This window comes from Paenibacillus sp. cl123 (assembly GCF_900101595.1).
Classification (GTDB): domain Bacteria; phylum Bacillota; class Bacilli; order Paenibacillales; family NBRC-103111; genus Paenibacillus_G.
This window is the reverse complement of record NZ_FMYY01000019.1, coordinates 71,821-95,383: the sequence shown is the minus strand read 5'-3', so window position 1 is coordinate 95,383 and position 23,563 is coordinate 71,821. Positions and strand designations below refer to the sequence as shown.

Genomic DNA, 23,563 nt, shown 5'->3' with positions numbered 1-23,563 from the left:
ACCGTACAACACACTCCCGACTGGCGACTTGCGACTGGCGACCCAACCAGGGGATTTTGCATGGAACATCCGTCACCACTTCGGCTTCCAGCCAACGGGAAACCTCAATTAGTCACAAATATTGTGTTATCCAATAAACGAGGCTGTCCGCCATACAGCAGGGGACAGCCTCTGAAAAGGAGCCGGTCAGCCGCGAAGCAGCGATTCGGCGCCGTCGATATAAATGTCTGTGCCGGTAATGTGGGAGGATTCGTCCGAGCCGAGGAACAGGGCCAATTGAGCGACCTGCATCGCCGATCCCGGGCCGTCCTCCAGCGGCTGGCTGCCTTCGGGAAATTCGACCGGTATGCGGATTTCCTCAAGCTCCGGCGTTTGCTTCGTATTCTCCCCGATGTTCGTCTCGATAGCGCCCGGGCAGATGGCGTTGACGCGGATCTTGAACTGGGCCAGCTCGATGGCGGCCATCTTCATGAATGCCACCTGACCCGCTTTGGAGGTACTGTACGCGCTGAAGCCGAAGTTGGAGAACACCCGGTTGCCGTTAATGGAGCTTGTGATGATGACGCTGCCGCCGTTTTTCTTCAGGTAGGGCACCGCGTATTTGACAGTCAGGAACGTCCCCTTCAGGTTGATATTGATGACCGTCTCCCAGTCGCTGACCTGCATGTCCTCGATAGGGGTCAGCACGCCGTTGATCCCGGCATTGGCGAAGACGATGTCGAGTCTTCCCCATTTCTCCGCAGTTTGGACAATGGCTTTCTCGATCTCCTCCGGCACCGAAATATCCGCAACAAGCGGGAGAGCTTGTCCGCCGCTGCTCTCGATCTCGGCCTGCACTTCCTTCAGCTCGTCCATCGTCCGTCCGACAATGCCTACCTTCGCGCCGTGCCGCGCCATTAGAATAGCGGATGCCTTACCGATCCCCGAGCCTCCGCCGGTGATGAAAGCCACCTTGCCGCTTAACCGCCGCTCCCAGACCGTTTCGGCCTGATCTTTGGGCTGTGTCATTCTCTAATCCTCCCTTATTCCGGTTAGTGAACTAAATTCTCGCTTCTGCTTTTGTAGTGTTTGATGAAACGGCGGCTTACATGCGCCCATGGTCAGGGCTACAGCGTATACGCCGCTTTTCGTTGTATTAACCGCTCGCGGCTGTCTCCAAACAGCAGTAAACGCAAGAACCCCCGGCAGCTTATGTGCCAGGGGCAGCGGGAGAGACGCCGGCAAGCCGGCAAGTAAGGTTAAGCGCGGCTCAGCCATAATTTCAATTGCTGGGATAGCATATTCAGATCAACCGGCTTGTTCATATACGCGGAAGCGCCCGCTTCCATAGACTTGCGATGGTCCTCCCTCATCGCTTTGGCAGAGAGAGCTATGATCGGCAGCCGGCTGAAGCGCGCCTGACTGCGGATGCGGCGCATGGTCTCGAAGCCGTCCAACAAGGGCATCATAATATCCATGATGACCAGATTGATCTCAGGCCGCTTGTCCAGCTGTTCGAGCGCGTCCAATCCGTTTTCCGCATAAAGGAGCTGCAGCCCCAGCCCTTCCAGGTAAGTAGAGATGGCGAACACCGTGCGGATATCGTCTTCGACGAGCAGAATGGTTTTACCTATAAAAGTTAATTCGCGCCCGTCCGCTTCGTCCGCAGCCGCCACTGCAGCCGCAGCGGAGGGCTGGCCGGCTCCTGGGGCAGCGGGAAGCGATGTTACGGAAGCAGGCTTGCTTCCGAGCGCCGGCGCAGCTTCTCTCTCGAGAGCGCCGGCAGACGAGACGGCATCCTCAGCCTGCACGGGCAAGTAGAGGCTGAAGCAGCTGCCCGAGCCAGGCGTGCTGACGACCTCCAGACTTCCGCCGAGCAGGCGCGCCAGCTCCCGGCTGATCGTCAGCCCCAGTCCGGTTCCGCCATATTTGCGGCTCGTCGTGCCGTCGAGCTGCTGGAAGGCCTCAAAGATCACCTCCAGCTTGTCGGATGGAATGCCGATGCCTGTATCGATGACGGAGAAGCGTATCCCGGGTACCGCAGCACCGCCCGACGTCCGGGAAATCAGGTTAGTCGGCTCAAGACTAAGCGTGACGCTGCCCATGGGGGTAAACTTGATGGCGTTGGACAGCAGATTGCGCAAAATTTGCTGCAGCCGATGCCCGTCCGTATAAATTGCATCGGGCAAATTCGCACTTGCTTGAACATGGAGCTGAAGTCCCTTTTTCTCGGCGATAGGCAAAAAGCTGCGTTCTACCGTTTCAATCAAGTCCCCGATTGCATAAAGCTCATACTGCAGGTCCATCTTGCCGGCTTCTACCTTGGATAAGTCCAATATTTCATTGATCAGCCGCAGCAGATCATGACCAGAGCCGTTGATCGTCTGGGCGAACTCGACCTGCTTGGCGGACAGCTGGCCGTCCTTGTTCTCCGCGAGCAGCTGGGACAGGACGAGCATGCTGTTCAGAGGCGTGCGCAGCTCATGCGACATATTGGCCATAAACTCGGATTTGTATCGGGATATGGTTTTCATCTCTTCCTGCTGCTGCTCGAGGACCTGCTTCTGCCATAGCAGGCGCTCCTCCGACAAGCGCAGAGAGTCATTGGCGGCGATCAGCTCTTCCTGCTGCGACTGCAGCTCTTCGGCCTGCGACTGCAACTCCTCGGTCTGAAGCTGGAGCTCCTCCGCCATAGTCTGCGACTCCTGATACAGCCGATTCAGCTCCATAGCGCTCAAGGAGGAATGGATAGCCGCCCCTGCATGGCTGCGGAGCTGCTCCAGCAGCTCAAGCTCCGTCTCGCCGGCAGGCTGATAGGAGGCCAGCTCGACGACAGCCTGTACTTCGTTCTCGTACAGGATGGGAATGAGCAGCAGGTGAAGGGGCTCACTTGCGCCAAGCCCCGAAGCGATCGAGATATGCCGATTAGGGACTTCGTGAATCGCAAACATAGTCCGGCTTTTGGCCGCTTGCCCGATCAGTCCCTCCCCTTCCCGGTAGACAGGAAGGTTATCAAGCGCTTGCTCCGCCGCATAGGAAGCGGTCGGCTCAAGCTGCCATCCGCCCGAAACGTACCGCCGGGTGTACACCACGCCGTACGGCATGACGAGTAGCGGCAGAAGCTTGTCCAGGAGCGCTTGCGTCAGCTGGCGAACATCCGTTATTCCCTGGAGGGAGGCGGCAAAGTCTGCGATCTGCGTCTTGATCCAGTTGCGCTGCTCGATGCGGTCGAGCAGTCCGTTGGTCGCATCGGCCAGCTCGCGGATTTCATCCTTCGTTCGCACCGTAATTCGCGAGCCGGCATCCCCGTCCGACAACGTCAGAGTGCGAATGCTGGCAACTACCCGGTTGATCGTGCCGACGATGGAGCCGGAAACGACGAAGGTAACGATGCAGGAAAGCGCCACGGCAGCCGCGATGATGCTGTAGATTTCAATTCGAATCCAACGGTTATGAGCTTCCAGCTCTACTACGCGGTTCTGGGTCAGCAGCTTTTCCGTCGATCGAAACTCCTCCAGCTGCAGCCGGAGACGGTCCATGTTCTTCTTGCCGGGGTCGTCCGCGAAAAATTGGTCCAGCGCTGCGGTATTGCCCGCTTCTTTGAGTGTGATGGCGGCGTCTCCGGCGACTTCGACCCAGCTCTGGATCGAATCGCGGATGCCCTCCAGCTTCTGCTGCTGGGAAGGATTGTCTCTGACAAGCTCATGAAGCGAATTGTATTCGAGCCGCCATTGCTGCTTGCCGTTGTTGAAGGGCTCGAGGTAGCTCGTTTTGCCCGTGAGGACGTACCCCCGCTGACCTGTCTCCATATCGAGCATGTGCTTCTCCAGCCGGTTGGACAGGGTGTGGACTTCCAGATCATGATCGGTAATAAACTTAAGCTCCTGCTGAAGGGAGGACATCCGATTAATAAGTAAAAAGGCCGAAACAGCCAAACAAACCAAAAGCGCGATGTAACCAAGGGCTATTTTTGCCCGAATTCCGAATCGACCGCGTCTTTCCATGCGCGCTTCCTCCCCGTACCCGAACAGACTTTCTTTAATTGTAGCGTGTTCCAGCGGCAGCGGCAATTCGAATCGGAATAGATGTTTTTTTCCCTTTACCGCATAAATGGGGTACACCCCGGGATAGAGGATGTGGTAAAATAGAGCCTATGACCTTGCATGTAGATGGATGGAGGAGAACCATGACGGACTCAAGTACGAACAGTAACAAAAACACGTCGAACAATTTGCTGCGCCGGGATGTCCGGTTTCTCGGACATATTCTGGGCGAAGTTCTTATTCATCAGGGCGGGAACTCGCTGTTTACCATCGTAGAGAAAATCAGAGAGATGAGTAAAACGCTGCGGGCCCAATACTCGCCTGAGATGTATGCGGAGCTGAAGGAAACGATAAGCGGGCTGGCGCCGGAGATCCGCCATCAGGTGGTGCGGGCGTTCGCTATTTACTTCCAGCTCGTAAATATCGCCGAACAAAACCACCGTATCCGCCGCAAGCGCGACTACGAACGCTCGACCGGCGAAAATGTGCAGCCCGGTTCGATCGAGGATGTTATCCGCAAGCTGAAAAGCCTGAATATCTCGGCCACCGAGGTACAGGAGATGATTTCCGGCATTTCGCTGGAGCTTGTGATGACTGCGCATCCGACGGAGGCGACCCGCCGCGCGGTGCTGGACATTCACCAGCGCATCGCTCAGGATGTGGCCGAGCTGGACAACCCGACGCTGACATACCGGGAGCGGGAGCAGCTGCGGGAGAAGCTGCTGGGCGAAGTGATTACGCTCTGGCAGACGGACGAGCTCAGAGACAGGAAGCCTACGGTTATCGACGAAGTCAACAACGGCCTGTATTATTTCGATGAAACGCTGTTCGATGTGCTGCCGCAAGTTTATCAGGAGCTGGAACGCTGTCTGCTGAAATATTATCCGGAGGAGTCCTGGCATGTGCCGACCTTCCTGAAATTCGGCTCGTGGATCGGCGGCGACCGCGACGGCAACCCGTCCGTCACCTCGGATATTACGTGGCAGACGCTGACTATGCACCGCAAGCTCGCGCTTACAAAATACGAGGAAGAGCTGCAGGCACTGATGGGCCATATGAGCTTCAGCAAAAATATCGTGGAAGTGACGGGAGAGCTGCTGGATTCGATCGAGCAGGACCGGGCGAATGTCGAGCTGAATCTGGAGGAAGGCTGGCGCAATGAAAAAGAGCCTTACCGGATCAAGGTTCGTTTTATGCTGGAGAAAATTCGCCATACGGCCAATCCGTCCTCGCCGGACAAGAAGAAGTATGCTTCGCCGGAGCAGTTCAAGGCCGATCTGCAGATCATCGAGCGCAGCCTGCGCAATCATTTCGCCGACTTCATCGCGGATGCTTATGTGCAAAAGCTGATCCGTCAGGTCGAGCTGTTCGGCTTCCATCTCGCATCCCTGGATGTGCGGCAGCACAGCAAGGAGCATGAGGCGGCGATGGCCGAAGTGCTGGCCGGCATGAGCATCACGCCGGATTACGCGTCGCTAGGCGAGCAGGAGAAAATCGAGCTGCTCACTTCGCTGCTGAACGATCCGCGTCCGATTACATCGCCTTATACGGCGTACAGCGAGTCGACCCAGGAGTGCCTGAACGTATATCGCGTCATCCAGAAGGCACAGGCGGAATTCGGCCGCGGCTGTATATCGAGCTACCTGATCAGTATGACCCAGGGGGCCAGCGACCTGCTTGAGGTGCTTGTATTCGCCAAGGAAGCGGGGCTTTATCTGCAAAGCCCGGACGGCTCGGTCACCTGCACGCTGCAATCGGTGCCGCTGTTCGAAACGATCGACGACCTGCACGCGGCTCCGGACATTATGACGACGCTGTACCGGATTCCGGCGTACCGCAGAAGCCTGGACAGCACGAACGGCCTTCAGGAGATCATGCTGGGTTATTCGGACAGCAACAAGGACGGGGGCGTCATTACGGCGAACTGGGAGCTTCGCATGGCGCTGCGCAGCATCACGGCGGCGGCCAAGCAGTATGACGTCAAACTGAAGTTTTTCCATGGCCGCGGCGGTGCGCTCGGCCGCGGCGGTATGCCGCTCAACCGGAGTATTCTGGCACAGCCGGCCGATACGGTCGGAGGCGGCATCAAGATCACCGAGCAGGGCGAGGTGCTCTCCTCGCGTTACTCGATCAAGGGTATCGCCTACCGCAGCCTGGAGCAGGCGACGTCCGCGCTGATCAAAAGCGCTTTGTGGGCCCGTAACCCGGAAGTCGATCCTGCCGAAGAGCAATATGATGCGATCATGCGCGGCATCTCGGAGAGAGCGCAGCAGAAGTATCAGGATCTGATCTTCCGCGATGAGGACTTCATGACCTTCTTCAAGGAGTCGACGCCGCTGCCGGAGATCGGCGAGCTGAATATCGGTTCCCGTCCGTCCAAGCGTAAAAACAGCGACCGGTTCGAGGACCTGCGCGCTATCCCTTGGGTGTTCGCCTGGACGCAGTGCCGCTACCTGCTGCCTGCCTGGTACGCCGCAGGAACGGGGCTGGGAAGCTATTATCAGGATAACCCCGAGAATCTGGCCGTTATGAAGGAGATGTACAACAACTGGTCGTTCTTCCGCGGGCTGATCGACAACCTGCAGATGGCGCTGGCGAAGGCCGATCTGCTGATCGCCAAGGAATACGGCAGCATGATCAAGGATCAGAAGATCGCGAACCGGATCTATCAGCTGATCGAGGACGAATACCGCAAGACGAGCGAGCTGATCCTGCAGATCACCGGACAACAGGAAATTCTCGACAATGTTCCGGTCATTCAGGAATCGATCCGGCTGCGCAATCCTTACGTGGACCCGCTGTCCTATATGCAGGTCGATCTGCTCGCCGAGCTTCGCGCGTCCCGCGACGACGGCGGCGAGGATGATCCGCTGCTGCTCCGCGAGGTGCTGCTCACCATTAACGGCATCGCGGCCGGACTTCGGAACACGGGCTGATAGCCCGCGGCCATCATCGACGCAAGCCGCTTGTACAGCCGGGGTCTGGTCTTAGGGCCAGCCCGGCTGTTTGTCGTGCGAAGCCGGCAGCGGCGGCGTCAAGGCCGCTGGCTGCCGCTCGGGTGATTACGGGAGCCTCCGGGTGCGCATCCTAATCGCAAGGCCGGTCCTTTTCTTTGCAACAAGACTGTACAGGATGGGCTATGGTTTGGTATGCTTTTCCTATGAACAGGCGGGAGGAGCGGGGACGGAAGCCCGCATCGCTATCGCGTCTGTAGAATCTGAACGGTTTTTAGCTTGCTGAGGCGGAACGTTCGGAGTGGAGGTAGGTTGGTGAATCACATGGATACCCGGCTCGCCAAGCTCGCTCGCGGAGGAGATCGGGCGGCATTTGCCGAATTGGTGGAGCTGTATAAGGATAAGATTTTTCATCTAGCATACCGGATGCTGCACAACCGTCATGAGGCGGAGGAGATCGTGCAGGAGACGTTTTTGCGCGTTTATACGAATTTGGAGCGGTACGACGACCAGCAGAAATTCTCGACCTGGATCTACCGGATCGGTACGAATCTGTGTATCGACCGTCTGCGCAAACGCAAGATCAGCTATTCGCTGGATGCGGAGATGAGCGACGGGGAAGGCGGAAGCGACTGGTATGCCACGCTGGCGAGCCAGGACCGCACCCCGGACCAGCAGGTCGCCCTGTCGGAGACGCAGGCCCAGATCCGCGAATCGATTGATGCGCTGCCGGAGAAGTATAAGGCGGTTGTCATTTTGCGGTATCTGCAGGATTTGTCCCTGCAGGAGATCAGCGATGCGCTGTCGATGCCGGTTACGACGATCAAAACAAGGCTTCATCGCGGCCGTGAATATTTGCGCAAAAAATTAGAGCAGCTCCTCTAGTTATTTTGAAACGCCGGGAACGCTTCTGCGTATGGTATATCACGATAGTTTATGGAGACAGGAGAAAGGAGTGGCTCACAGATGGAATGCAAGGAAGCCCTCCCTTTGTTACACGAGTATTTGGACGGCGGTTTAGAAGGCAAGGATTCCGTCCGGCTGAAGGAGCATTTGCTCGTCTGCGCGGGTTGCCGAAGCCGGCTGCAGCAGTTCGAGAAGGTTGAAGCGCTGGTGCATGCGTGGTCTACGCCCGCAGTGCCCGAAGGTTTGACCGAACGAGTGATGCAGGCTCTGCCTCCGGCCAAACGCCGGAACGCCTTTTACCGTTTTGTCCGCAAGCACCCGGCGGCTTCGGTTGCCGCTATTTTCGCCCTGGTGATGCTGTCCTCGTTCGTCTCGACATGGAGCAACGATCGGGAGCTGCTGGTGAAAGGAACGGACTTGCAATCGGTTGTCATCAAAGGGGATACGGTCATCGTCCCGGCGGGGCGCAAGGTGGCCGGAGACTTGACTGTAGAGAATGGCAAGCTTCAGGTAGACGGCGAGGTCGAAGGCAATGTTACCATCATCGACGGCACCGTCAACTACGCGTCCACGGCGCATATATCCGGCCAGATTACACAGATTGACGAAGCGTTCAGCTGGATGTGGTACAAGATGAATACTTGGTTTGCTCAAGTTTCGGAAGCCCGCTAAGTCGGGAAGTCCGCTTCTGCGCAACTTCTCCCCTCCCTTCAGAGAAAGAGGAGGGTTTTTTGCTGCAAATATGGTATGATGAAGGGAAGGAAACTAAAGAGAGACAAACATCCGGGGTAATGGTTGGGGGCTTGCGTAATGGATTGGATTACGAACATTCGCATATTGGATATCGTGGATATATGTATTGTCAGCTACGTGATATATAAGCTCATTCTCGTCGTCCGGGGGACGCGGGCCATCCAGCTGCTGAAGGGAATTCTGGTCGTTGTGGTGACATGGGCGTTAAGCTCCTGGTTCAAGCTCAATACGCTGCAATGGGTGATGAATCAGATGTTTACGTTCGGACTGGTCGGGGTGATCATCATCTTCCAGCCGGAGCTGCGCCGCGCGCTGGAGCAGATCGGACGAGGCAAGCTGTTCAGCCGCTCCACGACGGAAGACGATCAGGATATCAACCGCAAGATCAATGAGGTGCAGAAGGCGGCCCATTATATGGCCCGGCGCAAGATCGGAGCGCTGATCGTCTTCGAGCGGGAAACGGGACTTAACGACTACATAGAGTCTGGCATCGCGCTGGAGTCGCATATCAGCTCGGAGCTGCTGATTAATATATTCGTCCCGAACACGCCGCTGCATGACGGAGCCGTTATCATCCGGGGGCATCAGATTATGGCTGCCGGCTGCTACCTGCCGCTGTCCGAGAATCCCTTCATCAGCAAGGAGCTCGGCACGCGTCACCGGGCGGCTATCGGGATGAGCGAGGTATCCGATGCGATGTGCATCATCGTCTCGGAGGAGACCGGTCAAGTATCGGTTACGATGAACGGCCATATCCTGCGGGATATGAAGGAAGAGGCGCTGCTCTCGAAGATGTTCGAGGAGCTGAAGCCGAAGGCCAAGCCCAAGGAAAAGAGCAAGCTCAGCTCCATGTGGAAATGGAGGCGGCGTTAGATGGATCAGTGGCTGCGCAATACGAACGTCGTCAAGATCATATCGCTTATCATCGGCATTATGCTATGGGCTGTCGTCCGTTCGGACGGCGGCACGGTGTCAGGCACGAACGGGCTGGAGACGATGGAGCAGCAGATCGGCAACGTCTCGATCACTCCGAAGATCGATACCGATAAATATTTTATCGAGTCGATAGACCCGCCCCAAGTATCGCTCACGCTGAGCGGCCGCGATGCGGCGCTGAAGCGGGCGATGAGCACCGGCACGCTGTCCGTCGAGCTGGATCTGACCAAGGTCGGCAAGGGGGAATTCGTGCTTCCCGTGACTCCGGCAGGCATCCCGAGCAATGTAACCGCCAAGGTAGCGCCTTCGAACGTCAAAGTCGTGGTCGATGAGAAGATGAACAAGTCGATGCAGGTGACGATCAATGTAACCGGCATTCCCGGAGTCGGCCTGAAGGCCGGACAGCCTGTCGTAAAGCCGAAGCAGGTGACGGTATCCGTCCCCAGCCGTATCTATGAAGCGGTCGATTCCGTACGCGCGGATGTGAACGTGGAGAAAGCTACGGCCGCGGTGACGAAGAAAGCAACTCTGCAGGCCTTTGACAAGGACGGCAAGCTGATCGAAACGGCCGTTATCTCGCCGGCCGTGGTCGATGTGGAGGTGCCGATTACGAGCCCGTTCACCCTGGTGCCGCTGCAGGTCAAGCTTGTCGGCGAGCCGCCGCGGGGATTTGCCGTATCGGCCGTGCGGCAAAGCACGGATAAGGTAACGGTATACGGCCCGCAAAACGTGCTGGACCGGATGGAATTCTATGAGGGACCTCAAGTTGATCTGGCGGAGCTGAAAGAGGACACGGAGTTCTCGCTGCCGATCCCGCTGCGCAATAATGTGAAGCAGCTGGACCCGGATAAAGTGACGGTCAATGTGTCGATAGTCCCATCTGTAACGAAGACGCTGGAGGCTATCCCGCTATCCTTCGTAGGTCAAAATGACGGCTTTAATACAAAAGTCGTACTGCCGGAATCGGGACAGCTGAACCTGACGGTTGAGGGCGCGCCGGCGATCATCGAGAAGCTGAAGCCTCAGGACGTGCAGGCGATCCTGGATGTGAGCAATCTGCCTCCGGGCAAACATGAGGTGTCCGTGACCTGGAACCTGCCGACCTTCGTGAAGAAGGGCATGCCGCAGGATTTCAAGGCCACGGTAGAGATCAGCGCCAAGGCCGACACTGGGGAGGGAGCCGGCGCGGCGGCTCCGCCAGCCAATGCTCCGGCGACTCCATAAGCGCTAATTGAGCGGTGAATGAATAGGATGAGGGATACGGGAGCAGGGCGCCGTATCCCTTTGTTTATAAGGTCTCAGGCAAGGAGGATTGACCGTCTGAACCGAATCAGAGATAATGAGTGTAGTTTGTGCCCGGATCATGGGGAGCAGCAAGAAGCACAAAAGGGAACCGATAGGGGAGAGAAGATAAATGGGGAAATACTTTGGAACGGATGGGGTACGGGGGGTAGCCAACCAGGAATTGACGCCCGAGCTGGCCTATAAGATCGGCCGCTGCGGAGGGTATGTGCTCGCAGGCCAAGTTGAGAAGCCGGTCGTTGTCATTGGGCAGGATACACGCATCTCAGGCCCGATGCTGGAGGCTGCTCTAGTTGCGGGACTGCTGTCCATCGGGGCAAGCGTTATCCGGCTTGGCGTCTTGTCGACGCCCGGGGTCGCTTATTTGACGCGGGCGCTGAAAGCGGACGCAGGTGTGATGATCTCGGCTAGCCACAATCCGGTGGAGGATAACGGGATCAAATTTTTCGGAGCAGACGGCTTCAAGCTGTCCGATGAGACGGAGCTGGAAATCGAGCGGCTGATGGATGCGGAAGTGGATGAGCTGCCTCGTCCGACCGGAGGAGATATCGGCTCGGTAACGGACAATCCGGAAGGAAAGTTTGCATACCTGTCCTATATACAGTCTACGGTCAAATCCTCTTTCGCCGGCTACCGGGTAGTGCTCGATTGCGCGCACGGCGCCGCTTACGAGCTGGCTCCGAAAGTATTCGAGGCGCTTGGCGCCGAGGTAATCACGATCGGGGCAGAGCCGACCGGACGCAATATTAACGACTGCTGCGGATCGACTCATCCTGAGGAGCTGCAGCGGCTGGTCGTGGAGCATAAGGCGCATATCGGGCTTGCTTTCGACGGGGATGCCGACCGTCTGATCGCTGTGGATGAGCAGGGTCATGAGGTTGACGGCGACTTTATTCTCAGCATCATCGGGCATGCGCTGAATCAGCAGGGCAAGCTGAACGGTCAGACGATCGTCACGACGGTCATGAGCAATATCGGCTTCTTCAAGGGCATCGAAGCGGTCGGGATGAAGGCGGCCAAGACGGCGGTCGGGGATCGCTATGTGATGGAAGAGATGCGCAAGGGCGGCTTTAATCTGGGCGGCGAGCAGTCGGGGCATGTCATTTTCCTGGATCATAATACGACGGGTGACGGGATTCTCTCGGCTCTTCAGCTTATGGATACGCTGGTGCAAGCCGGCAAGCCGCTCAGCGAGCTCAAAACCATCATGCGCAAATACCCGCAAAAGCTGGTCAATGTCCGTGTAGGCGACAAGAGCAAGCTGAAGGATAACGCAGCTGTGGCTGCTGAAATTACGAAGGTGGAAGAGCAGCTCGGCGACAATGGCCGTGTACTGGTCCGTCCGTCGGGTACCGAATCGCTCATTCGCGTCATGGCTGAAGGTCCCGACAAGGAACTGGTCGAAGCTTATGTCCAGCAGATCGCCTCAGTAATTGAGCGGGAGCTCGTATAGCGATACGCGGCCGGTCGGCTCGACGGAAGCTCTGGGCTTGCTCAGCCGAGCTGCGTTTTATCCGGCATGAGGCGGGGGAGAGCAAGCTGCTCTGGCCGAAGGAAGCTGAAGGTCCCGCGGGCGTCTATTTGTCCGGTAGGGCTTCAGCGAACTTGAACGAACAATCTCTGGGACCGGCCAAGGCCGGGCTCAGAGATTTTTTTGTCGAAATCGGCTGGGAAGCGCGGCGGGAATGGGACAAACGAATGAAATGAAAATCGTATGAAAATTAGGGGTTGCGCTTTGCAAGCAAAATGCATAAGATGTGATTATGTCTGATTCAAATATGGAAAGGTGGGCAGAGGTTATCTTAGCAAGACAAGCGCCAGAACTGGCACGCGCGTTACAGACATTATTCGCTGATGTGAATCGGTCTCAAGCCATCGACAGAGGGCTTCGCATTACCACTCACAGACAACGCATCAGTCGCTTAATGCATGGACACGCTCGTCCAGTTGACGAGGTGAAGGTGTTCGAAACATTCGGCGGGGACCTTCCGGTCATCATCTAGACCGTAAGTCGAGCGTCAAAACGTCCGGGCGACCGGACGGACAAAGGCTCGGCAGGATGGAATAGCTTTACGCTAAACTAAAACGAATGAAAAGCTTCTTTGCCATGGGCAAACGCTTCTTCGTGAGGGCGCAAGCTCCGGAAGCTTTTCCGCTTCGTGATGACAAGTGAATAGTTCGGGCCTGGCAGCAGGCCGCACCGAAGCTTTCTTTGCGCACGAAGCATGAAGCGAGCTTCCCGGAAGCATATATGCGCTTCTCCGTTGAAGAGCCGGCAGGGCTTTTTCGACAATTGGAGGATATGAGCATATGTGCGGTATTGTTGGATATGTAGGTAAACGGAATTCCCAGAATATATTGATTGACGGACTAAGGAAGCTGGAATATCGCGGGTACGACTCGGCTGGAGTAGCCGTGTATACGACAGAAGGGCTGCAGATCAAGAAGTCCAAGGGCCGTCTGGCCGTCCTGGAGTCGAAGCTGGAAGAAGCGCCGCTGTCCGGAAACATCGGGATTGGTCATACCCGGTGGGCGACGCATGGCAAGCCGTCTGACGTTAATTCGCATCCGCATACGGATAATTCATCCAAGTTTTCGGTTGTTCATAACGGCATTATCGAAAATTATATCGCATTAAAGGAAGAGTTGACCGAGCAAGGACATGTGTTCGTATCGGAAACGGACACGGAAGTAATCTCGCACCTGATCGCCAGTCTGTATGAAGGCGACATCGTCAAAGCCGTGCAGCAGGCCGTGACACGGATGAGAGGAGCCTTCGCGCTGGGCGTGCTGACGGAGTATGAGCCGGAGAAACTGGTTGCCGTGCGTCTGTCGAGCCCATTGATCATTGGCGTAGGCGACGGAGAGAACTTTATCGGCTCGGATATCCCGGCGATCTTGGAGCATACGCGCAATGTGTATATTCTAAACGACGGCGAAATGGCTTTATTGACAAAAGATGACGTCACCTTGATGACGCTTGAGGGCAATTTTATTTCCCGGGAATTATTTCATGTCGATTGGGATATTATGACGGCGGAAAAAGCCGGATTTGATCACTTTATGCTGAAAGAAGTCTACGAGCAGCCGAAGGCTTACCGGGATACGATGGGCGCTCGAATCGACGCGTCCGGCTCGAAAGTGCTGCTGCCGGAAGTAGGGATGACGCGCGAGCAGATCGCGGACATCCGCAATGTGCATATCGTGGCCTGCGGCACGGCTTATCATGCGGGTCTGGTCGGCAAGTCGGTTATTGAAACGCTGGCGCGTATTCCGGTGGAGGCGGATGTCGCTTCCGAATACCGCTACCGTTCGCCGATTATTACGCCTCAGACGTTGGTTATCGTGGTCAGCCAATCCGGCGAAACCGCCGATACGCTGGCTGCGCTGCGTGAAGCCAAGCGCAATGGCGCTCGTGTGCTCGCGATCACGAACGTCGTCGGCAGCTCGGTGGCCCGCGAAGCGGACGATGTGATCGTCACCTGGGCCGGTCCGGAGATTGCCGTAGCTTCGACCAAGGCTTATACGTCGCAGCTGATCGCCTTCTATCTGCTGGGGCTGTACCTGGCTCAGACGCTGGAGACGGTCGATGCGGGCTATGTGACCGAGGTTCTCTCAGCTATGCAAGAGCTGCCCAAGCAGGTGGAGCAAATACTGGCTCAATCGGAAGCAATCCGCGAAGTAGCCGAACAGATTGCCAAGCACAGCAACCTGTTCTTCATCGGCCGCGGCCTGGATTATGCGACAGCGCTGGAAGGCTCGCTCAAGCTAAAGGAAATTTCTTACATTCATTCCGAGGCTTATGCAGCCGGAGAGCTGAAGCATGGCACGCTGGCTCTGATCGAAGACGGCATCCCGGTCATCGCGCTGGCGACCCAGGAAGTGCTGTTCGAGAAGACAGTCAGCAATATAAAGGAAGTAAAGGCGCGCGGCGCTCAAGTATACGGCATCCACATGGAAGGCAACGACGAGCTGGCCAAGGCCGTTGACGAAACGTTCGCCATTCCGCAGACGCATCCTTTGCTTGCCCCGGCTTTGTCGGTCGTGCCGCTGCAGCTGCTGAGCTACTATGCTTCGCTGGCGCTGGGTCATGATGTGGATAAACCGCGGAATTTGGCGAAGAGTGTGACGGTGGAGTAGAGGAAGTAGGAGCTGGTTGGTTTGTGTCAGATGATAAAAATGTCTGGAACCAGTAAAGAACAGTGGAACTAGTAAAAAATTATGTAACCACACATAAAGGATAGAACAAAAAGCTCATCGGGTCATTTACCGATGAGCTTTTTGCCGTGAATCCAGAAAGGTCAAAGTATCATATGGTGTATTTTTCGATCTCGGCCTTTACCCTATTAGAGTTCTAGCAGTGCTAATTGTTGTATCTTCTTACCGATACGGCTAAGCGTTAATCGAGATCGTTTTCCATAACAGCCTAGACGCTGATTGACCTCATCAATTCGTAAAGTCCGTTCCCTGTTAATGCTTAACCAGCTTAATATAATCATAAGCGAGCTGATACCCGCTGCTGCTGGTGTTTTGGTCTGTCACCGTAAAACGGAACGTCTTGTTCCCGCTTGTGCTGAAAGTAGTATGGCCTAGATTCGCTTCGGTAAATCCCGTCGTGCTGCTGTACTCATCTACGGGGGTGCCCTGGTTCGTCCCGGCAATGGCTAGTTGGTAGATGCCTTTATTGGAAGCCGTTCGGTTTCCAATATAGATCGAATAGGTGCCTGGAGCAGGAATGTTGACGGTATACTCCACGTAATCGTTGATTGCAGTAGAGTTCAAGTTGTTGAATATTTTTCCAGTCGGCGTATCGGTATAATTGGTTTGAGTGCGGCCTGCTGAAGGGGTGACTGGCAGGCTTTCGGCTTGCAGGATCAGGGCCGGCTTGGCCCAGTTCATTAAGGCACTCATTCCGATTGCGCGAGTGGTTCCCAAATAATCCTTTTGGTCTACCAAATCTTTAGTTTTGTTATAAACCTCAGGATCAAATTCGGTTAATAGAAGCCATTCGGCAACATAGTTGGCACTGATTCCGTTACCTGCAACATCGGATGACATTCTACCGTCACTTTGTATTATTTTTTTGGTATAGTTATTGGCAAATCTCTGCATATCGGTAAGATTGAAGACCGGAGTAGTAGTATTCACAACCTTGAGTTGATGTTTGTATGCCAAGTAAGCAAAGTAAATGTCGAGTAAAGCATGGGAAACATCCTCCGTTGCTTTGTACCCCCCAAAGGATTTCGTATTGGATGAAATGCCTGCAGAAGTAGTCCAACCCTTATAGCCGTATAAATCTTGATCCCAATAGGTCCAAAAATAATAATCATAGGTGGCGCCGTTAACCGTAACCGTACGGAGCTCTAAATCTTGCTTGAAGAGATTAGCCATCTTGGAAGCCCTCGCTTCATACACCGCATCGGCCTCTGCGTGATTGATATAGAGGTAGGCCATTCCAATGGCGGCCAAACGATTAAGCGGCTCATCGACTCCATCCGCCCAAATCGGGGATCCATAAGCAAATGTGAAATATCCTTCCGTATTGTCTGCCGGGTTATCCGTCCAATAGGAATCGAAGTAGGACAAGACAGTTTTTACGGCAGTCTTATAGGTGTCCGCTTTGCTCCTGTACGTTCCACCTATCGGAAAAGAAGAGTCATTGTACACCAGATCTACATATCTGGCATAGGGTACCGTCACATAGGCATTGTCCACCAACAAATACATGTATTTCGATTCTAAGGGCTCAGCTTGCGACATGATGACCGGATTGTTAGTTCCAGACCCCCCCATGTCCTCCAACACCACAAGACGATCCTTAACACGAGTCAAGGCATAATCCGGACTCGCATTATCCATGTTTAGATTGTCATAGGTTGTATCAACGCCGAGGGTTTGGCTGAAGACATTTAATTTGAAGCTTCCCGGGTTCGTTCCTTGCGTGACCTGGACATGGATGGAGTTGTTGTCGTTGGCCGTTCCGGTCCCCCCAGTCGAGTCCCCGTTCCGAACGGATTTGACACGTAATACAGGACTTCCCCCGGCATCCTGGAGTAATTTCTCTGCCAGGGTGTATCTTGAACCACTTCGCCATGCAGCAAGGGAATCCCCCTTGTAATCGGTTACGCCTCTTACCGAGTCACGTTGATTCAGGACCGCGTCTGCATGAGAGATAAATTGGTCCAGATAAGCGGTATCCCAGGTCGTCTCATACATATCCAAGTAGGCCATCATGACGCTGGTTTCTCCCCAAGCCAACGTACCGGACTCATCGTTGCTGTTCTTAAACCAGTCACCGTTGGTCCCCAATTGGTCGATATAGTCGAATGTACTCCGGTTTTGGAAGGAGCCGGTGTTCTTCAGCCTGATATCATCCACATAATACGTGCCCAACTTGGTGGAATTGGTAGCGAAGCCTATATAATTGACAGATGAGGTCGAAGCGTCGATAAAATCAATATCGTTAACCTTTACCAGTTGAGTCCCCGCCCGATCGTATACGTAATAATCATAGGTTTTATCCGTGGCGTCTACGGTAATAGCTATTTTATACCAAGTGTTTGCTGAATAGTCGGTAGGAGTTGAGATATACTGGGAGCCATCATAGTAGCCGAATTTACCATTGGAAGCAAGGCCTAGTCTGACCGCTTGAGTCGATCCTTGCTTAACATCCATATAGAGGATATTGGTTGTACTGGAAGCTTTAACCCAGAATTCATAGAGCAGAGAGGTCACCCCCGGGAAAGAAATACCGGCAGACTGAAATAGAGTGGTACTGGTATCCTCAATCTTCAAGGTTTTGTTCCCCCCTGAAGAAATGACGGAGCCAGTATTATCCGTTACTGTGCTGTTTGATGTCCCCGACCATCCTTCTTGCCCATTGACCGCATTGCCAGCGACCATTCCTTCGAAGCTCTGGTTCAATAAGATGTCGTTAGCCATCACATTCCATTCGTCGAATTTGAAGGTAGAGCTTCCCCCAGCAGGTGTTCGGACTTCTATGACATCCAGGTAACTGGACTCGCTCGAACTGGTGTTCCTCATAGCCAACAGGGGACTTCGAAAAACGGAAGCTCCAGCGGCATTAGAGACTTCGAATACATAATATCGGCTATTCTTGGCTCCGTAGGTATTGACCCGTAGCCGATACCATGTATTCGGGCTATAGGCGATTCCGGTATCGACGGAGAGCGTATCCTCGTAGTAGAAGAAGTTCCCGTTGGCTCCGAAGCCGATCTTGACCGACTCGACCAGGGAACCGATATCGGAATAACCTATGATTTGCAATTGGCGGTTGGATTGGGAGGCGTTCACCCAAACTTCCGAAGTCGTGTTGGCCGCTCGATATAGTTTCTTTCGTGCGTATACGTCCGTAGTGACATTTCCACTAATCTTGGCATATTTGGCCCCGCTGATTCCTGTGCCGCTCTCCACGGTTACAGCGCTACCCGAGACCGCCCAAGCCCCTTGATTGTTGAGATTTCCTGCCGTATAGCCTTCGAAGCCCTCATCTGCAATTCTTGATTCCATCGGGTATACCGCGATATTGTCGAAATAAACCGTACCCGTTTGCGCCGAAGCGGTTTTCATCTGAATGTTGTCCATATAGGAATCCGTAGTCAAGGGAGAATAATCATCCGGGAAGGTCAAATAACTCAATTTGTTCTTATCCGCTGTCATATCGTAGATATAAACATTGTATTTTCCTCTGACGAGATCATAGGCCAGGGTGAAGCAGTACCAGCGACCCGTCACGTAGCTTCCGGCAGAGACATCTGTAAATGTACCTGCTGAAGATTGCCTGACAAACTTCCCGTTACTGCCGAAGCCTACCGAGATGGCCGTATTGGCGCCGGACAGGATGTTGAATGTGACCAAGGCATTCGTCTGACTGGCTCTCGCGTAGAATTCGAGAATGCCTGCCCCCGATGGCGGAACGGGCCGCGAAGCGAACTCATAACCGCTGCTGGAAGTATCCTTTAATTCAAGTGCCCGGATGCCGGCGTACTTCAAATTATTGACTGCTTTGGCATTGGCGCTGCCAGACCAGCTGTCCTGACCTTGAATAGCTCCTAAGGATGTGTTTTCCAGATCGTATTTGAAGAAAGCGCTATCTTTTATTTCCAAAGCTTGGGCGAAGTTCGGACAAAGCAAGCCTACCGACAGACTTACGAGCAGCACAAAGATAGTCGATCGCATCAGACGGGTTCGAATAGGGGTATTAGTCATACATTCACACGTCCTTTTCTAAAATGGTATTGGATTCAATCCTGGTTCAAAGAAATCCTCTCTTTTATCATTCGCCTCCTCCAGTTTATTTGGTTTCAGTATAACAACCACTATTCAGAGGGATGTACCGTTCATTTTTTACTACCCTACATTTTATGAGATTGGGGCGTTCGAGTAGTTTTGACTGCCATTTCCCGTTATGGTTCGTGCTATAATTTACCTATAGCTGAACGATACAAGTAAGGGAGAGGGGAAATGCATGTTCACAATCAAACATTGGACACTTAAACAACAACTATTGTTATTCTCGCTTGTCCTAAGTCTAGTTCCGCTACTTATACTTGGCTTTGTTTCATCCCTTCTCTCTACCCGCAGTCTCCAGGATGAAGTAGATCGGAATTATCAGATCATTTTGAAGCAAATCCAGGCGCAGGTCGATAATTACGTAAGCCGGATGGACCAAATTTCGTTGACATTGGCCTCGAACGATTCCTTGATTAAGATTGTAAACAGCGGGATTTCGATGGACCAGTTCAACGATTGGTCCCAAGCCACGAACGTGATTCAGCAAGTGATCGTTAACTCAGACATACCCTTCGATGTTTCCTTGATCCTCACAAACTTTAATACAACGTACTCTCATAAGATGGGCATCATCCGTGAAATCAATTTCCCACACAATGAGCTAGTGAAACTCATGCAATTGCCGAACAACGCCTATTTTGTAGTGCCGCCTCATACGTATACGAACCAGAATGAATTGCTTATTGTACGATCGGTACCGCTGAATACAGTTTCTCCGAAAGGGGTGCTAGTGCTACAGTTGGATACGAACCGATTGCAAGGGTTGTTCGAGCAATTTACGCTAAGTGGGAACCGGACAATATTTCTATTCGACGAACAAGGCAAGATGATTACAACTGGCAATTCAGACGTATATGGTATTCCTTTGTCGGTAGCGACAAGTGCTCTGCTGCCATATATGACAGGCTCGCAGCTGATTCCCGAACAGATGAAGATCCTTGATACGCAGTTTGCCTTATCCTCGGTCAAGTCCAATGTAAACGGATGGACCTACTTGGCTATTTCTCCGATGAAGGAAATCACGCAAAAGACCGATCAAATTCAACATGTTTCATTTCTAATCATAGCCCTAACCGCACTTTTCTGGGCATTGGTCGCCATGATGGGCACCAGCCGGCTGTTGTTGCCGCTCCAAGAGTTGTTTTATAAATTCTCGACCAAAGAAAATCAGGATAAAAGCTCAAAATTGGACATTGTAAAAGCGTTGGATCGTCATATGGAGGATTTACAGTTCGCGAACACCAGCTTGTTACGACGCTTGGATGAGCAAATGCCTCTAATGAGGGAATCCTATCTTTTACGGCTGATACGAGGGGAAATTACCCACAGTCTAGGGGATGAAGGGACAAGAGCATATTTGGAACCTCTCCGGGGCGATTGGTTTTATGTAGGCGTAGTAGAGATCGACCAACTGATCGGGTTCAAACGCATGTATAAGGATCAAGATCGCTCTACGATCATGTATGTACTGCGAAACCTAGTTACGGAGACCTTGGAAGCCCATTTCACTCACTTAACCTTTTCCCCTCAGTTAGGGCGGGTTGTCTTCATCATCGGGTTTGAGGAAATAACAGGGGAAACTGAGTCTATCGTTCGAAAGGTAGGGAGTGAAATACAAGCCAATATGGGCGAACACATTCCCTTTACCATGTCCGTATTGATTGGGGAAGCTTGTAAGGGCTATGAGAACATTCATCACGGCTATGAGGAAGCTCTCTCCTTTATAGTCTACCGCTGGACATTAGGTACGAATGTAGTGATTACCCCTAAAGAAATTCAACCCGTGCTTAGTAAGGCTAGCAGGCATGTTGTAAAAGCGGAACGTGCGGTACTCCTCTCACTGGAGCGTGGAGAATTCGAGAAGGCGGCGGTGCATGTATCGGAATTAATTCGCGAAGCGATGAAAACGTTGCGCCACTCCGATATTATTCTTGGTCTGATCGCGCATTTAATAGCGGAAATCGATCAATTGCTGCAAGAGTCGGGGAGCGAGCTGTATGACGTATTGCAAGAAGATGTACAAGCACGGTTATTCGAAACCACTTCCCTGGAGGAATTGCACACTTGGTTGATCCAAACGTTGCTCCCCTGTGTTCAAATAAGCTTGGAAACCCAACAGATTCCAAGGCGAAAAAAAGCGATAGAACAAGTTATTGCTATCATCCACAACAACTTCGATAGTGATTTGTCGCTGCAGCAGCTTGCGGAATATGTTCAGACTTCACCGCCGAATTTGAGCAAATGGTTCAAGATGGAGCTCGGGGAAAATTTCGGAGAATACTTGATTCGATACAGGATGGACAAGGCGAAGGAATGGCTGCTGTCCAGCGACATTACGATCAAGGAGGTAGCGGACCGGTTGCGTTATACTTCCGTGCAGAACTTTACCCGAAGCTTCAAACAAATAACTGGATTGCCGCCGGGACACTTTCGAAATCGGTACAAAGAACAAGGATAGACAGCAAGGATAACAGTCGGCAAGTGCACCTCGTATGATAGTCAGGGAATGAGACCCTCAGGTTCAGGGTTCAACTTAACTATTCTAGGAGGTGTTTGACGTTCTAGTAGGCCCGTTATCATTTGTTGCCGCCTCTCGGAAGAGATGAATTAATGATAAATGAACAACTGACAATTGTTCGGTCACTTGATCTGTGTGATGATCAGGTTGTTAGTTTGCAAGATGATCCAAAATAGTTGGAGGGGTAAAATGAAATTGAAAACGCTTCAATGGACAAAAAGAAGCATGGCAGTTCTTTTGACGTCTAGCATCGTATTGAGTGCATGCGAAAATGAGGAAACAGTCCAGGAACCAAGCAATTCTGCCAAACCAACGGCTACAACAGGGACAACCCAGACAAACCAATTCAAAGACAAATTAACCTTGAATTGGTTTGTCCCGGCGCCTTCGAATTCCAGCTTGCCTACCGATGACACGGACTTCGTCAGGAAGAGAATCGAAGAGAAATTTAACGTCGATCTTAAGGTTACGTACATGGTAGCAGGTAATGACTACAATTCGAAGATTAACGTACTTCTTGCGTCTACTCCACCGGACATGTGGAGGGACAACACCCCAGATGGCGGGCAGAAATATGCGATCGATGGATTGTTAGCCGATTTGACTAGGTTTGTAACGCCAGTAACAATGCCTAATTATTTCAAATATTGGACGAGCGAAGAGGAAGTGAAACGATACCGCACCAATAATCAATATGTGCGGGCCCCGCTTCCAAGACCGAAGAGAACGTACCGGAGCTGGTATGTTCGCAAGGATTGGCTGGATAAGCTCGGTTTGAAAATGCCTAACAATTACGACGAATACGTCAACATGCTGAAACAATTCACCTTTAATGATCCCGATGGCAATGGCAAACAGGACACATACGGGTTCACTACTTCCGGGAACGGGGCAAACTTGGGGTATGATTGGCCAGAATTCGTGAAAAATGACTTGCCGTTTCCCTCGTTTATTGAGAATAATCAATACGCGGATAGCAGCATGCACCCCAAAATGGAACAAGTGCTCAATGACGTAGTCAAGCTGATGAATGACAAAGTCATTGATCCGGATTGGTTTCTGAATAAAGCCCCTCAACACATTGAGAAAGCCATTCAGGGAAAGGTCGGCGTAGTCTTGAGCGGGGCCAAAAATTTCGCCTACGACAACAATACGCAAGGCATTCAATATCGCACGAAGCAAATCAATTCCCAAGCCGAATGGCAGCCCATGCCTATCTTCGCGAATAAAGCGATCGGAAGCAAGTCCGCTCCGGGCAGCCCGATCTTATTCCCGAAGACGGTGGCGGATAAAAATCCGGAGCGTATTGAACGGACAACCGCCATTCTAGACTGGCTGGCCAGCGAAGAAGGCTACCTGCTGACCCATTATGGAGTGGAAGGCAAGCATTACACTAGAGATGGAAACATCATTAAACTCAATGTGGAGGCTTATACAAATGATGTGACCAAGAAGGGGGACTTCCTGAGTATCTGGAATTTCTTCACCTCGGATGTGTCCCAGCCCGAAGTATACAACATGGAGTTAATCGATGGGCGAGAAACAGACCGTGATCGTAACATAGCCAAAGTTCTGAATGCTATTCCGTTAAATGACTACATTGGTGCACCACTAGTTGCACCATTAGGGTTCGATCTACCTGCCTTCCGGAAACGACAAAACGAGTTGTTCGCAAAGGCGATCTTCGAGGACAAGTCGGGCAAAAACTGGCCGCAATATCGCGAGGAATTACTGACCAAATATAAAGGCAAGGAATTATTCGATGCTTACAACCAGAATCTGAGGGATGCGGGTGTCATCAAGTAATAAAAACAATCAAGAGGCGGCACTCGGTGGCACTTCTTCATTCTGCCAAATCG

12 protein-coding genes are annotated in these 23,563 nt (G+C 53.0%); 9 read left to right on the top strand and 3 right to left on the bottom strand.

All coding sequences use genetic code 11. The features are described from left to right. Positions 1-186: 186 nt before the first annotated feature. Together BLR08_RS23310 and BLR08_RS23305 are read right to left on the bottom strand one after the other, a co-directional pair. The gene (locus tag BLR08_RS23310) at positions 187-1,008 is read right to left on the bottom strand and encodes an SDR family oxidoreductase (RefSeq protein WP_072335853.1); all 822 of its coding nucleotides are present in this window, start codon (positions 1,006-1,008) and stop codon (positions 187-189) included. A 230-nt stretch (positions 1,009-1,238) separates the two neighbouring features. Continuing rightward, complete coding sequence (locus BLR08_RS23305) at positions 1,239-3,983, bottom strand: CHASE3 domain-containing protein (protein ID WP_072335849.1); 2,745 nt, start codon at positions 3,981-3,983, stop codon at positions 1,239-1,241. A gap of 182 nt (positions 3,984-4,165) precedes the next feature. On the opposite strand from BLR08_RS23305, the gene ppc reads away from it, so the two are divergent. The 7 genes from ppc to glmS all read left to right on the top strand — a co-directional run bounded on the left by ppc (position 4,166) and on the right by glmS (position 15,013). Continuing rightward, on the top strand, positions 4,166-6,958 hold the full coding sequence (gene ppc / locus BLR08_RS23300) for a phosphoenolpyruvate carboxylase (RefSeq protein ID WP_072335846.1): 2,793 nt from the start codon (positions 4,166-4,168) through the stop codon (positions 6,956-6,958). 333 nt (positions 6,959-7,291) lie between these two features. Continuing rightward, a complete protein-coding gene (gene sigW / locus BLR08_RS23295) occupies positions 7,292-7,861 on the top strand; it encodes an RNA polymerase sigma factor SigW (protein WP_072335843.1) in 570 nt (189 codons plus the stop codon). Between the two features lie 81 nt (positions 7,862-7,942). Further along, positions 7,943-8,554 (top strand): zf-HC2 domain-containing protein, encoded by a 612-nt coding sequence (locus BLR08_RS23290; RefSeq protein WP_072335840.1) that lies wholly within the window; start codon positions 7,943-7,945, stop codon positions 8,552-8,554. A 138-nt stretch (positions 8,555-8,692) separates the two neighbouring features. After that, positions 8,693-9,508: a diadenylate cyclase CdaA gene (cdaA, locus tag BLR08_RS23285; RefSeq protein ID WP_072335837.1), complete on the top strand. Its 816-nt coding sequence runs from the start codon at positions 8,693-8,695 to the stop codon at positions 9,506-9,508. After that, entirely contained in the window at positions 9,509-10,795 is a 1,287-nt protein-coding gene (locus BLR08_RS23280) for a CdaR family protein (RefSeq protein ID WP_083537461.1), read from the top strand. 190 nt (positions 10,796-10,985) lie between these two features. After that, a complete protein-coding gene (gene glmM, locus BLR08_RS23275; protein WP_072335835.1) occupies positions 10,986-12,326 on the top strand; it encodes a phosphoglucosamine mutase in 1,341 nt (446 codons plus the stop codon). A gap of 857 nt (positions 12,327-13,183) precedes the next feature. Then, entirely contained in the window at positions 13,184-15,013 is a 1,830-nt protein-coding gene (gene glmS / locus BLR08_RS23270) for a glutamine--fructose-6-phosphate transaminase (isomerizing) (protein ID WP_072335832.1), read from the top strand. A gap of 330 nt (positions 15,014-15,343) precedes the next feature. Here glmS and BLR08_RS23265 read toward each other — a convergent pair whose 3' ends face one another. Next, positions 15,344-19,102 carry a carbohydrate-binding protein gene (locus BLR08_RS23265; protein WP_072335829.1) on the bottom strand — a complete coding sequence of 1,253 codons (3,759 nt, stop codon included), beginning with the start codon at positions 19,100-19,102 and terminating at the stop codon, positions 15,344-15,346. Between the two features lie 259 nt (positions 19,103-19,361). Between BLR08_RS23265 and BLR08_RS23260 the strand changes: the two genes are divergently transcribed. Continuing rightward, positions 19,362-21,644 carry a helix-turn-helix domain-containing protein gene (locus BLR08_RS23260; protein ID WP_072335826.1) on the top strand — a complete coding sequence of 761 codons (2,283 nt, stop codon included), beginning with the start codon at positions 19,362-19,364 and terminating at the stop codon, positions 21,642-21,644. Between the two features lie 249 nt (positions 21,645-21,893). Next, entirely contained in the window at positions 21,894-23,510 is a 1,617-nt protein-coding gene (locus BLR08_RS23255) for a type 2 periplasmic-binding domain-containing protein (RefSeq protein WP_072335823.1), read from the top strand. Positions 23,511-23,563: the final 53 nt, after the last annotated feature.